Below are 12,707 nucleotides of genomic sequence, written 5' to 3' on the forward strand. Positions count from 1 at the left end.
GTAGAAAACAGGGTTAATAAAAATAATGCGGATCACTACCGGGCACTTCCCGGTAACCGCACAAACTGGGCGGAATTAACGCCGTCCTGACGAACTGGAGAAGTTACATGGCTATTGGTGTTTGGATTAGTCTCATTGCCTACTTTGCGCTCATGATTGCCATTGGCATTTATGCCATGCGCAAGGCTACCTCTTCCTCGGAAGACTACATGCTGGGTGGCCGTAACCTCAGCCCCAAAGTGGCCGCCTTGTCAGCTGGCGCGTCGGACATGAGCGGTTGGTTGCTGCTGGGTTTGCCCGGGGCGATGTTCGCTTCTGGCCTGGGATCGGCCTGGATCGGTATTGGCTTGCTGGTGGGGGCATTGTTCAACTGGATCCTGGTCGCTCCGCGCCTGCGTGAACAGACGGTTCACTATGGCAATGCGATCACCATTCCGGCTTTCCTGGCAAACCGCTTCCCGACACGGTCGCTTTCCCTGCGCACGGTGTCTGCCATCGTGATCGTCATCTTCTTTGCGGTCTACACCGCATCGGGCCTGGTGGCCGGCGGCAAGCTGTTCGAAAGCGCCTTTGCGGGGGTCGTGAACATTGGCGGCATGAGCGACTATGGTGCGGGCGTGCTGATCACCCTCGGCGTCGTGCTGGTTTACACCGTGGTCGGTGGTTTTCTGGCGGTGAGCATGACCGATTTCGTCCAAGGCTGCATCATGATGCTGGCCCTGGTGATCATGCCGGCGGTGGTGCTCTTTGGCGAAGGCGGCGGCGGCTTCGGTCAGGCATCACAGACCCTCAATGAAGTCGATCCCACGCTGCTGTCGTGGACGGAAGGCTTGACCTTTATCGGCTGGCTGTCTGCGGTGACCTGGGGGCTTGGGTACTTCGGCCAGCCACACATCATCGTGCGCTTCATGGCAATCCGCACGCTCAAGGATGTGCCGATTGCCCGCAACATCGGCATGAGCTGGATGGCCATCTCGCTGATCGGCGCGGTGTCGCTGGGTATTTTTGGTCGCGCCTATGCGGTTCGCAACGGCATGAATGTCGAAGACCCGGAAACCATCTTCATTATCCTGGCGGAGTTGCTGTTCCACCCGCTGATCACCGGCTTCCTGTATGCAGCGCTGCTGGCGGCGGTCATGAGCACCATTTCCAGCCAGCTACTGGTAGCGTCTTCTTCGCTGACCGAGGACTTCTATCGCCTCTTCCTGCGTAAAGAGGCCACGGACAAGGAGTGCGTGAACGTGGGCCGTGTGAGCGTCGTCCTGGTGGGCTTGATAGCCGCCGTGATTGCGTCGGACCCAGACTCGCAGGTACTCGGGTTGGTCAGTAACGCCTGGGCAGGCTTCGGCGCCGCCTTCGGCCCGCTGATCATCCTGTCGCTGATGTGGTCGCGCACCAACGGCAATGGCGCCATTGCTGGCATGGTCGTGGGTGCCCTCACCGTAATGATCTGGATTGCCCTGGGCTGGAACGCTTCCTTCATGGGTGGCCCGGGCATTTACGAGATCATTCCCGGCTTCATCGCGGCCTTCCTTGCCATCCTGGTGGTAAGCAGCGCCACGGCCGATGCCGGCGAGTATCAGCACATTACCCGCTAGCAAGAGCGCGCAGGATACATTCAACGTATCAGGAGGGCTCCCCCCAGGAGCCCTCTGTTGGTTTGATCTTTTGTGTTTGCTGCCAAAAGACCGACTAAACCCTAACCGACGCAATAACGTTACGTGTCGGCTAGCAAGGAGAGACCCCTATGAACGAAGCCAATCCTCATCTGCATAGCGACGTGAGTGACCTGCGCTCGCGCATTCGCAAGAATTACGACGCCAATGAGGCAGATGTACTGCACGCGCTTATCGAGCGTATCAAGCTGTCGGAGGATGACCGCAAGCAAGTCGCCGCCGTTGGCGCCAAGTACGTAGAGCGTGTGCGCAAGGAAAGGTCGCCCTCGATGATGGAGGCGTTCCTGGCCGAGTACGGGCTCTCGACTACCGAAGGCGTCGGCTTGATGTGTCTGGCAGAAGCGCTGCTGCGCGTGCCCGATGCGGAAACCATCGACGACCTGATCCACGACAAGATCGAGCCGTCCGACTGGGGCGCCCACCTGGGCAAGTCAGCATCCTCGATGGTCAACGCCTCGACCTGGGCACTGTTGCTGACCGGTAAGGTACTGGAAGAAGATCCCAAGGGGCCCACACGGGCACTGCGCGGTCTGGTTCGGCGCATGGGCGAGCCGGTCGTGCGTAAAGCAGTTGGCCAGTCGATGAAGATCCTTGGCCGCCAGTTCGTGCTTGGTCAGACCATCGAAGAAGGCATGAAGAATGCCCGTGAGCTCGAAAAGCAAGGCTATACCTACTCCTACGATATGCTGGGCGAAGCAGCGCGCACCGACGAAGATGCCGTCCGCTACCACCAGGCTTATGCCAAGGCGATCTCTGCTATCGCCGAGCAGGCCAAGGGTGATGTCCGCGGTAGCCCCGGCATTTCGGTGAAGCTGTCGGCGCTGCACCCGCGTTATGAATACACCCACCGTGACACGGTGATGGCAGAGCTATTGCCCCGCGCTAAAGAGTTGGTGCAACAAGCGGCCAAAGCCAATATCGGTTTCAATATCGACGCTGAAGAGCAAGACCGGCTGGATCTGTCCCTGGACGTGATCGAAGCCTTGATGGCCGACCCCAGCCTGGACGGCTGGGATGGTTTCGGGGTCGTCGTGCAGGCATACGGTCGCCGCGCAGCGCCGATGATCGAGACGCTCTACGAACTCGCCGAGCGCTTCGATCGCAAAATCATGGTACGCCTGGTAAAAGGTGCTTACTGGGACACCGAGATCAAGCTCTCCCAGGAAATGGGCGTCAAAACCTTCCCGGTCTTCACCCGCAAGGTCAATACCGACGTCAGCTACATGGCCTGCGCCCAGATGTTACTCGACCGGCGCGACCGCATCTATCCGCAGTTTGCGACCCACAATGCCCACACCTGTGCTGCCGTCGTGGAGATGGCGGGCGATGACAAGGACAGCTACGAGTTTCAGCGCCTGCACGGCATGGGCGAGTCGCTGCACCACATCGTCAAGGAGTCGGAAGGCACCCACTGTCGCATCTACGCCCCGGTCGGCGCCCACCGCGACCTGCTGGCCTATCTGGTTCGCCGCCTGCTGGAGAACGGCGCCAACTCCTCGTTCGTTAACCAGGTAGTGGATAGTTCGATTCCCCCGAGCGAGGTCTCGAAGGATCCCATTGAAGGGTTTAAGCAGCTCGGCAATGACGTATCAAGCCCCCTGATCCGCCAGCCCGGCGAGCTGTTCGAGCCTGATCGCAAGAACTCCAAGGGCTACCGTATCAACGAGCCGGCTTCGATCCTGCCGCTGCTCGATGCGCGTGAAACCTTTGCCGACGCCACCTGGACTGCAGGCCCGATGCTGGCAGGCAACCCGGCTCCCAAGGGCCCGGCACGTGATGCGGTCTCCCCCGCCGACGGCTCTCGGGTAATCGGTAAGGTGCATGAAGCCACCCCGGAAGAGGTCGCCACGGCCCTCGACGCCGCCGAGCAAGGCTTCAAAGAGTGGTCGGCACGCCCTGCGGCCGAGCGCGCCGCGGTACTGCGCCGCACCGCCGACCTCTACGAAGAACACATCGCTGAACTGACCGTGATCACCACCCGCGAAGCGGGCAAGATGATGTTCGATGGTATCGCCGAAGTGCGTGAGGCAGTAGATTTCCTACGCTACTACGCCAACGAAGGCGAGCGGCTGGAAGCGGAAGAGCCCGGCAGCGCCCGCGGTATCTTCGTCTGCATCAGCCCGTGGAACTTCCCCCTGGCCATCACCACCGGGCAGATCGCGGCCGCCCTGGTGGCCGGTAACGCAGTGCTCGCCAAGCCCGCCGAGCAGACGCCCCTGATTGCGGCCCGTGCCGTCGAGTTGATGCGCGAAGCCGGTTTGCCTGAAGCGGCGCTGCAGCTACTCCCGGGCGATGGCCCGACGGTAGGTGGACCGCTGACCAGCGATCCGCGAATTGCCGGTGTCTGCTTTACCGGCTCGACCCCGGTGGCGCAGATCATCCACAAGGCGCTGGCCGAGAACGCCGGGCCTGATGCCGTGCTGATCGCCGAAACCGGCGGGCTCAACTCCATGATCGTCGATTCCACGGCGCTCACCGAGCAGGCAGTACGCGACATCCTGATTTCCTCCTTCCAGTCGGCCGGTCAGCGCTGCTCCGCGCTGCGCATGCTGTATGTCCAGGAAGAGGCCCGGGACCGGTTGCTCAACATGCTCTACGGTGCCATGGACGCGCTGACCATCGGCGACCCCTGGAATACCGATACTGACGTGTCGCCGGTGATTGACGCCGATGCCCAACAGGAAATCAGCGATTATGTAGCGACGAACGAGAAGAACGGCAAGGTGCTGAAGAAACTTTCAGCGCCGGAGACCGGCACCTTCGTTACCCCGGCGGTGATCGATGTTGGCGGCATCGAGGATCTCGAGCGTGAAATCTTTGGCCCGGTGTTGCACGTGGCCACCTTCAAGGCGCGGGATATCGACAAGGTGGTCGATGACATCAACGGCAAGGGCTTCGGGCTGACCTTCGGCCTGCATACTCGTATCGATGACCGCGTGCAGCAGATCGTCGAGCGCATCCATGTCGGCAACGTCTACGTCAACCGTAACCAGATCGGTGCTATCGTCGGTTCCCAGCCGTTCGGCGGCGAGGGGCTATCAGGCACCGGCCCCAAGGCCGGTGGCCCGCTCTACGTGACACGCTTCCGCCGCACCGCGGAGGCCGAGCACAGGAATGCACCAGAAGGAAAAGCGGTCTCACAGGGTGATCTCCAATCCGCGCTTGATGGACTGGATGCGCGCAACTGGGCGGTGCGACCCAACCGGATCGAAGTGCTACGCAAGGCGCTATCCGGCAAAGGCGGCGTGATACGCAAGGCGCTCAACGAGACGGCTGCGTTGGACATGACGCCGCAGACGCTGCCGGGGCCAACGGGTGAAAGTAACCGCTTGGCGATGTACCCGAAGGGAGCGGTTCTGTGCCTCGGGCCAACCCTGGATATTGCCATCGCCCAAGCCGCACAGGCCCTCGGTACTGGCTGTGCGGCCGTCTTGGTCGCGCCAGGCGCCGAACAGGCGGTGAAACCGCTGATCGATGCCGGGGTGCCCGTCGCCGGGTTTGATGGAAGCGTCTCGGCCGAGACGTTGAGTGACATCAAAGGTATCGCGGCGGTCGCCGCCGCTGGCGACAGCGACTGGACCCGTGAACTGCGCACAGCCCTGGCCAAGCGCGATGGCGCCATCATACCGCTCGAGACCCAAACCATCTCGCCGGATCGCTACGTGGTCGAACGCCATCTGTGCATTGACACCACTGCAGCCGGTGGCAACGCCAGCCTGCTGGCCACCGCCGAATAGACCGGTATTGAGTGGTTAGTGCCCTGGAGGGGGGGGCAGCGGTTTTATGCGGCGCCCTCCTCCTTCCAGACTGTCTCAGCAATCAATCGTTAGCCACTCCTCGTGAGTGGCTTTTTTATTGGCAATAGCGTTTTTCTGGATTATCCAATTGACCGGTGGCCCGCCCCTGAATCAGGCCACTCCACATACCTCTCCTCTTTGATAATACCTGCCTAACAACCCTTGCCCTGGATCAATAATCCGCTCACTGGATCTCGTTACACTGGTCACATCGTTAAACGGCTAGCGAATAGCCGTCCAGCGTTGCAACGAGTCGTTTGAAACTGTCTGTTTTAACATCAGGAGTGCCCCCATGCGTAAAGCCGTCCTGCCTACCCTACTTGTATCCACCGTTGCCGCTGCGGCGCTGATAACCAGCAGCCAGGCTTTCGCTTACGGCGCGGGTGATGTCTTTACCCGCGTTGGTGTTGCCAAAGTCGCCCCTAAAAGCGACAACGGCTCACTGGCCAACGGTGCGTTGGCCGTGGATGTACAGGATGAAACCGAGTTTGCGTTCACCCTGGGCTACCGCTTTCTCGATAACGTTGGCGTGGAGCTCCTGGCGGCGCTGCCGTTCGAGCACGATATCCACCTGAACGGTGGTAATATCGCCTCCACCAAGCATTTACCGCCAACCCTGACGCTCCAGTATTACCTGCTGGGCGGCACGCAGTCCCGGGTACAGCCTTATGTGGGTGCAGGTGTTAACTACACCCACTTCTCCGATGAAGAGCTGACGACTGGTGATTTAGATCTGGATGACTCCTGGGGCGCGGCAGGCCAGGTAGGCGTCGACCTGCTGATTGATGACCACTGGGCGCTGAACGCTGCGGCTTGGTACATCGACATTGATACCGATGCCAGCATTAACGGTGCAGCGGCAGGTACCGTTGAGATCGACCCTGTCGTGGTCATGGGTGGCCTCAGCTATCGTTTCTAGGCTGACAGCCAATAACTCTCAGGCGTTATCCACAAAGCCTGCCTTGCGGCGGGCTTTGTTGTTACATCGGCCTTCAGTTTTCAGTGACGACCTTATCCACTCTCTCCACAGCCCGCACAACGAGCAGTTGATGATGGGCGGGTGTCTGCTCCTGCTGCAAATAGGCCGCCACGGCGGGTGCCACCTCACATTTGGCCGGCATCGGCCCACCAGCTTCAACCAGCGACTCCAGGCGCGCGATAAATACAAAGCGCAGCCACTGGAGCAGCGACATTGTATCGACACAGAACGGCTGCTGGCTGGAAAAAGCCGCTGTCTCAGGGATTGGCATACGCCATAGGTCAGCGGCCTTTAGCGTCGCTTCAAGATCAAGAAGCGCGGTATGAAGCTCGCGATGTGCGCCCATAAACCACCTATGTTGAATCAGATATTTAAAGGGCATTATCCCAACTCTATGGCTGAGTTGCCACTCATCCACCGAGATCTTCGTTATTCACAGATTCACAGAAAACCTGCAAGAGACTGTGGATAAGCTATGGAAAGGTATCGCATCCGCGTTCCCCATGCGGGTTGGCGATGACTGTTTAATTTTTAACCAGACAGTAAAAAAGGCGTGATATTATCAATGCCTACGGCTGACAGGCTGCTATCCGCAAGGTAGAGTGCAGGCTTGCAATGGGAAAGGACGTTATGCAACCAATTCGCACCCTAGACGAGTTTTTTCAGCGCAGCGGCGCCAGTGTATCGCTTTATCATATGGGACGGTGCGTTACCCCGTGCCCTATGGATGCACTACGCCAGCTTGAAAATGCCCAGAGCCCATGGCCTGCACCCTGGCAAGGTCAGGCTCGCGTGGCCATCGTGTTTCGTCTGGGTGATATGCCCGAACCGGCGATCTGGTTTCTGGCTCTGCCGCTGGACGAGGAAGGCTATCTGGTGCCCGCCCAGCGCGATGCGTTTCTGAATCGGCTACTTGAAACCCTGGGCCGCAACGTCTCACAACTAGACCAGACGCGTGGCTCAGAAGCTGACAACCTGATGAAGGACAACCCGCTCGCCTTTACCCCGAGCGCCCCTTTTCAGGCGATGCTTAATGCCAGGGCAACCCATGCGTTTGACTTGCCTGCAAGCCAGCATTTTGACCCCGTCGACGCTTACCTCCGTGACCCACAGGCGCTAGATTGGCAACAGTTGGGGTTACAGGGTGTCGCCGACGTGGTAGTCCGCCTCGATGAAGAGACGGCGGAACGGTTAGCCACCCAGTTCGCCCATTTACCCACAGAGGTTGCTCAGGCATTTTGCCTTTGCCTGGAGCATGAGCCTCTGCCCGGCAGCTTGGTCGCCGCATTGCGCCAACGGGGTGAAAAAGCCATCATTGCAGGTGATCTGGAAATGCTGTGTGCCTGTGTGCGCGCCGTCGGAGCCACGGAGACTGACGAAGTAGGCCATTGGTATGCTCAGTTGCTCCGCGACGAGACCACCAGTGGGCCCGACGTACTGGCAGCGATGGCAGGAAGGGGCTGGTCACATTTGGAAGACGGCGAACGTCTACCGCTTTTCCTGTCGCGTCTGGCTGATGACGAACGCACCGATTTTATTGCGATGGTAAAAGACTTGGCGCTGATTCCCCGGCTACGCCTGCCGTTACTGATGGCGCTGCGTGATGCACCGGAAGGCTCAAGGATCCACGCCCGCGTGGTTGAACTGACGGACAATAGCGGATAATCCCAGGGTTGATTACTGATGATGCTGAGGAACGCCCGATGAAAGTAAAGCGCAATGTTGTTAATCATCGGCTTCCTAAGGAGTGGTTTTGAAAGAACTCCCTTACCAGGCCAAAGCGGTTATTGGCCGTCGTGAAATGGTCTATTTGCCGGATCTGGCACTTCATCTGTGCTGCAAAGCAGACACGGGTGCACGTACCTCTGCGCTACACGCCGAGGAGATCGAGACCCATGAAGACGAAGATGGTCAGCTATGGGTCAGTTTTATTACCCATAGTGGCGGGCCTGAAACACCGGCTCACCGGTTGAAAGTGCATTTACATGATCGCCGACGGGTGACCAGCTCGAACGGACACACTGAATGGCGGTATGTGATCCGCACCCCAATGCGCCTGGGCGATCTTAACTTTCCGGTTGAGCTAAGCCTGGCGGACCGTAGCAATATGCGACACCCCATGCTATTGGGACGCCGTGCGATGCGCCGTTTGCTGGTGGCACCGGGCGCTGCGTTTTTACACGGCGAACCCTAAGTTTGTTAACATTCCACGCTAGTTTTCCACTTCCTCTTTCACTACGCCCCTTCGACTAGGCTTGGAGTTTCGCATGCACATCGCTTTGCTTTCCCGTAATCGCAACCTCTACTCCACGCGCCGCCTGGTGGAAGCGGCTGAAGGTCGTGGACACACGGCGCGAGTGGTTGACACCCTGCGCTGCTATATGAGCATTGCCTCACACCACCCGTCGATTCACTATAAGGGGCAGGAAATCGAGCCTTTCGACGCGGTCATCCCGCGGATTGGTTCATCCGTCACCTTTTATGGCTGCGCGGTGCTCCGTCAGTTCGAAATGATGGGTACTTACGTTATCAACGATAACGTCTCGATTACGCGTTCAAGGGATAAGCTGCGCTCGCTTCAATTGCTGTCACGCAAAGGGTTGGGGCTTCCCATTACCGGCTTTGCCCACTCGCCGGATGACATTCCCGACCTGATCACCATGGTAAAGAGTGCCCCGCTGGTCATTAAGCTGCTGGAGGGCACCCAGGGCATTGGCGTGGTATTGGCTGAAACCAATCAGGCGGCGGAGTCGGTTATTCAGGCCTTTATGGGCATGAAAGCCAACATTATGGTGCAGGAGTACATCAAGGAAGCACGCGGTGCCGATATTCGCTGTTTCGTGATCGGTGATAAAGTCGTGGCCTCCATGAAGCGTCAGGCGGCCGACGGTGAATTCCGTTCGAACCTTCACCGCGGCGGCACCGCCAGCGTCATCCGGATTACGCCTGAAGAGCGCTCCACCGCCATCCGTGCGGCCAAGGCCATGGGGCTGCGGGTTGCGGGTGTCGATTTGCTGCGTTCCAATCATGGCCCGGTGATCATGGAGGTGAACTCCTCCCCCGGTTTGCATGGCATCGAAAGTGCCACGGGCAAAGACATCGCCAGCATGATTATTGAACACATCGAAAAAAATGCCATGCCGGCGCGTAAAGCACCACCCAAGCCGAAAGGTTAACCGGTCTGCGCAAAAATAATTCGTCAAGGGGGTGGCAAATCTAGCGCACCCCCGCCACAATCTGCGTCACCGAAGGAGGTAGACGCTCATGTTTCTCGACAATCGCCAAGTGGCGATGGACAGCGCATTGGAAGCGCTGGCCGATAGCATTGATTATTTCCAGGACAATATAGAACGCCTGCGACCTTCCCTGCGCGAAGCATTGAAGCCGCATTACGCTGCACGCCTAGAATCCATGCACCAGTTGCAGGACCTGGCACGGACGCATCTGAAGATGCTGCCCCGGGACGCTGACGTTGAGCGCGACGACTTTCTATGGCTCTGGAGCCGTCTGAAAAGTTTTGTCGGCAACGACAGTCAAGTGCTGATCAACGAGCTGCTGGAGCAGGAGCGCGTCTTGATGCAGGCGTTGTCAACGCTCTTCACTCATCCGCTACCCGCCCCTATCGAGCCGGTTATCGAAGATTGCATGAAGGGCTGTCGTCAGCTGATCCGCGAGCTATACGAGCTGCAAAAACGCAAAACAAGCCGCTAATCCGTGCGCTCGGGTAAGGTTTGAATAGGCTCCGGCGGGCCTAGAAAGTAAGGCTCGCGCCCCCAGATATACAAATCACCGAGCGTGGCCACCCTGGCTGCCCACTCGCGCATCAGCACGTGCCAGCCACCCGCTCCATCGCGCTCTTCAGCGACACAGCCAGTTACCTCCATGCCCAATGCCTGGGCGATGAAGATCGCCCTGGGCAAGTGCCAGTCCTGGGTAATCAATACCGCCTGGTCCAGCTGAAAAACGTCGCGGGCTCTTGCCAGGGTGTCGTAGGTACTGAAACCGGCAAAGTCCATTGTCAGCTGCTCAGGGGCTACGCCTCGGCGCGTCAAGTCTCGCCACATGGCGCGGGGTTCATTATAGGCCTGAGTACGATTATCGCCCGACAGCAGCAGATGCTGTACTTTTTGATGGTCAACCAACCGGGCGGCGGTGCGCATTCGCGCATGGAAATGAGGATTGCGCATGCCGCTGCGTGTCCAGTTCGAGGTACCAAAGACGATCCCTACCTCGGTGGGTACACACTGGGGAAGTTGCTCATGGATATAAGCGCTTGTTCGCCCCAGAATCCATAGATTGGCACCTACAAATAGCAATGTCGCCAGAAGCAGCAAGGCTCCCAGCGACATTAACATACGCGATATCCATCTGATCAGCGGTATACGCATTTAGCGCGCCGTCCCGCCGTTAAAACATACCCAGCTCAAGCTTCGCCTCTTCGCTCATCATGTCACGGCTCCAGGGCGGGCTGAAGACAATCTCGGTATGCACCTTGCTGATCTGCGGCGCGCCAAGGATCTTGTTACGCGCGTCGGCAGCAATCACATCGCCCATGCCACAACCAGGGGCGGTAAGCGTCATACGAATGGTCACCATCCGTTCACCGCTGATCAGTCGCTCGATCCGGCAGCCGTAAACCAGCCCCAGGTCGACGATATTGACAGGTATCTCAGGGTCAAAGCATGTCCGCAGTTGATCCCAGACGAACTGCTCGATTTCGTCTTCCGTGGCATCTTCGTGCAGCGTTGGTCGCGGCAATGGAGGAAGCCCCAACGCATCCAGGTTGCTGCCTTCAATCAAGAACAACCGCCCCTCAAAGCCGACACTCACCGTACTGCCCTTGGCTTGCATGACGCTTACGACGCTATCTTCCGGCAACTGCTCGGTGCTGCCAAACGGTATCGCGATCGCTTCCACATCGCGCTGAAGCGGTAAGCTTTGCCCACGCTGCAAACTGGCTACTTGCTCGATATCCATAAGCTCCCTTAGCGCACCATTCCGATAACGCGGTTGAGCGCCGCTACAAAGGTTTCTACCTCTTCAAGGGTATTATACGCAGCAAATGAGGCCCGACACGTTGCTTCTACCCCAAAGTGATGCAGGAGCGGTTGAGCACAGTGATGCCCCGTACGGATCGCCACGCCCAACTGGTCGATCAACAGGCCAATATCCTGGGCATGTACCCCGTCAACCACGAAGGATAGCACGCCTGCCTTGTTCGGTGCGGTACCCAGGATACGTAGCCCCTCCACCTGGCTGACCGCCTGGGTGGCGTGATCAAGCAATACGCCTTCCCAGGCACTGATCGCCTCGACCCCGACACCTTCCATCCACTCAAGGGCGCGACCCAAGGCAATGACTTCGGCAATTGCCGGTGTACCCGCCTCGAACTTGTGCGGAATAGCAGCAAAGGTAGTGCCCGCGTCAAAGGAAACGGTGTCGATCATCTCACCGCCACCCTGCCAGGGAGGCATTGCTTCCAGCAGCGCTTTTTTGCCATACAGCACACCAACGCCGGTAGGCCCGTAGACCTTATGCCCCGAGAAGGCATAGAAATCGGCATCGATGTCCTGCACGTCAACCCGTTGATGCGGCGCGGCCTGGGCGCCATCAACAAGGGTCAAGGCGCCAAACTGATGCGCCAGCGACGTCATCTCTTTAACGGGATTGATCGTACCTAACGCATTGGACACGTGATTGACTGCGACCAGCTTGGTACGCTCGCTCAACAGTTCCCGATAGGCGTCCATATCCAGCGCGCCATTTGCGTCCACGGGAATGACCTTGATGGTAAACCCGCGCTCGGCTGCCAGCAGTTGCCAGGGCACGATGTTGGAATGGTGCTCCAGCATCGAGATCAATACCTCATCGCCAGGATGCAGTTGGGTGCGCCCCCAGCTTTGCGCCACCAGGTTAATCGCCTCGGTGGTGCCCCGGGTAAAGATAATCTGACGCGCGTCTTCCGCATTGAGAAACCCTTTCACCCGCTGACGCGTACCCTCAAACGCCGCGGTGGCCTCATCGGCCAGGGTGTGCAGACCACGGTGAATGTTGGCGTTATAGCGCGAGTAGTAATCGCTGAATACGTCTATCACTGGCTGCGGCGTCTGGCTGGTCGCCGCATTGTCCAGGTAGATCAGCGGCTTGCCGTTAACTTCGCGGCTAAGCACCGGGAATTCCCGGCGCAGCGCGGCCACGTCATAGCGAGCGCTGTCTTGCTCCAAGGGCGTCTCAATCACGGTATGGGGCATCGAT

At 58.8% G+C, this 12,707-nt stretch carries 11 protein-coding genes; 7 read left to right on the top strand and 4 right to left on the bottom strand.

Annotated features, from left to right (window positions below):
* The first annotated feature begins 107 nt into the window (after positions 1–107).
* The 3 genes from putP to B7L15_RS15880 all read left to right on the top strand — a co-directional run bounded on the left by putP (position 108) and on the right by B7L15_RS15880 (position 6,392).
* On the top strand, positions 108–1,598 hold the full coding sequence (gene putP, locus B7L15_RS15870; protein ID WP_085919908.1) for a sodium/proline symporter PutP: 1,491 nt from the start codon (positions 108–110) through the stop codon (positions 1,596–1,598).
* A gap of 149 nt (positions 1,599–1,747) precedes the next feature.
* Entirely contained in the window at positions 1,748–5,413 is a 3,666-nt protein-coding gene (putA, locus tag B7L15_RS15875) for a bifunctional proline dehydrogenase/L-glutamate gamma-semialdehyde dehydrogenase PutA (protein ID WP_085919909.1), read from the top strand.
* A 352-nt stretch (positions 5,414–5,765) separates the two neighbouring features.
* Positions 5,766–6,392 (top strand): OmpW/AlkL family protein, encoded by a 627-nt coding sequence (locus tag B7L15_RS15880; RefSeq protein WP_085919910.1) that lies wholly within the window; start codon positions 5,766–5,768, stop codon positions 6,390–6,392.
* A gap of 73 nt (positions 6,393–6,465) precedes the next feature.
* Here B7L15_RS15880 and B7L15_RS15885 read toward each other — a convergent pair whose 3' ends face one another.
* Positions 6,466–6,798, bottom strand: a complete 333-nt coding sequence (locus tag B7L15_RS15885) for a YqcC family protein (protein WP_085919939.1) — start codon at positions 6,796–6,798, stop codon at positions 6,466–6,468.
* 284 nt (positions 6,799–7,082) lie between these two features.
* Between B7L15_RS15885 and B7L15_RS15890 the strand changes: the two genes are divergently transcribed.
* The 4 genes from B7L15_RS15890 to B7L15_RS15905 all read left to right on the top strand — a co-directional run bounded on the left by B7L15_RS15890 (position 7,083) and on the right by B7L15_RS15905 (position 10,163).
* Positions 7,083–8,117 (top strand): DUF3549 family protein, encoded by a 1,035-nt coding sequence (locus tag B7L15_RS15890; protein WP_085919911.1) that lies wholly within the window; start codon positions 7,083–7,085, stop codon positions 8,115–8,117.
* 88 nt (positions 8,118–8,205) lie between these two features.
* Entirely contained in the window at positions 8,206–8,646 is a 441-nt protein-coding gene (locus tag B7L15_RS15895; RefSeq protein WP_085919912.1) for an ATP-dependent zinc protease family protein, read from the top strand.
* Positions 8,647–8,719: 73 nt separating this feature from the next.
* A complete protein-coding gene (gene rimK, locus B7L15_RS15900; RefSeq protein WP_085919913.1) occupies positions 8,720–9,628 on the top strand; it encodes a 30S ribosomal protein S6--L-glutamate ligase in 909 nt (302 codons plus the stop codon).
* An 88-nt stretch (positions 9,629–9,716) separates the two neighbouring features.
* Positions 9,717–10,163 carry a hypothetical protein gene (locus B7L15_RS15905; RefSeq protein ID WP_066317376.1) on the top strand — a complete coding sequence of 149 codons (447 nt, stop codon included), beginning with the start codon at positions 9,717–9,719 and terminating at the stop codon, positions 10,161–10,163.
* Here B7L15_RS15905 and B7L15_RS15910 read toward each other — a convergent pair.
* Genes B7L15_RS15910 through B7L15_RS15920 form a run of 3 tightly spaced genes read right to left on the bottom strand, consistent with a single transcriptional unit; the run spans position 10,160 to position 12,703 of the window.
* Complete coding sequence (locus tag B7L15_RS15910; RefSeq protein WP_085919914.1) at positions 10,160–10,840, bottom strand: SanA/YdcF family protein; 681 nt, start codon at positions 10,838–10,840, stop codon at positions 10,160–10,162. The genes B7L15_RS15905 and B7L15_RS15910 overlap by 4 nt on opposite strands.
* A 19-nt stretch (positions 10,841–10,859) precedes the next feature.
* Positions 10,860–11,429: a putative Fe-S cluster assembly protein SufT gene (gene sufT, locus B7L15_RS15915; RefSeq protein ID WP_066317380.1), complete on the bottom strand. Its 570-nt coding sequence runs from the start codon at positions 11,427–11,429 to the stop codon at positions 10,860–10,862.
* 8 nt (positions 11,430–11,437) lie between these two features.
* Positions 11,438–12,703 carry an aminotransferase class V-fold PLP-dependent enzyme gene (locus B7L15_RS15920; RefSeq protein ID WP_085919915.1) on the bottom strand — a complete coding sequence of 422 codons (1,266 nt, stop codon included), beginning with the start codon at positions 12,701–12,703 and terminating at the stop codon, positions 11,438–11,440.
* Between the last annotated feature and the right edge of the window lie 4 nt (positions 12,704–12,707).

The sequence above is a fragment of the Halomonas sp. CSM-2 genome, assembly GCF_002119345.1.
GTDB lineage: Bacteria > Pseudomonadota > Gammaproteobacteria > Pseudomonadales > Halomonadaceae > Vreelandella > Vreelandella janggokensis.

Bases quoted from the DNA above. Each gene is read 5' to 3' on its own strand.
- putP (WP_085919908.1), top strand. From the start codon at position 108: ATGGCTATTGGTGTTTGGATTAGTCTCATTGCCTACTTTGCGCTCATG.
- putA (WP_085919909.1), top strand. From the start codon at position 1,748: ATGAACGAAGCCAATCCTCATCTGCATAGCGACGTGAGTGACCTGCGC.
- B7L15_RS15880 (WP_085919910.1), top strand. From the start codon at position 5,766: ATGCGTAAAGCCGTCCTGCCTACCCTACTTGTATCCACCGTTGCCGCT.
- B7L15_RS15885 (WP_085919939.1), bottom strand. From the start codon at position 6,798: ATGGGCGCACATCGCGAGCTTCATACCGCGCTTCTTGATCTTGAAGCG.
- B7L15_RS15890 (WP_085919911.1), top strand. From the start codon at position 7,083: ATGCAACCAATTCGCACCCTAGACGAGTTTTTTCAGCGCAGCGGCGCC.
- rimK (WP_085919913.1), top strand. From the start codon at position 8,720: ATGCACATCGCTTTGCTTTCCCGTAATCGCAACCTCTACTCCACGCGC.
- B7L15_RS15905 (WP_066317376.1), top strand. From the start codon at position 9,717: ATGTTTCTCGACAATCGCCAAGTGGCGATGGACAGCGCATTGGAAGCG.
- B7L15_RS15910 (WP_085919914.1), bottom strand. From the start codon at position 10,840: ATGCGTATACCGCTGATCAGATGGATATCGCGTATGTTAATGTCGCTG.
- sufT (WP_066317380.1), bottom strand. From the start codon at position 11,429: ATGGATATCGAGCAAGTAGCCAGTTTGCAGCGTGGGCAAAGCTTACCG.
- B7L15_RS15920 (WP_085919915.1), bottom strand. From the start codon at position 12,703: ATGCCCCATACCGTGATTGAGACGCCCTTGGAGCAAGACAGCGCTCGC.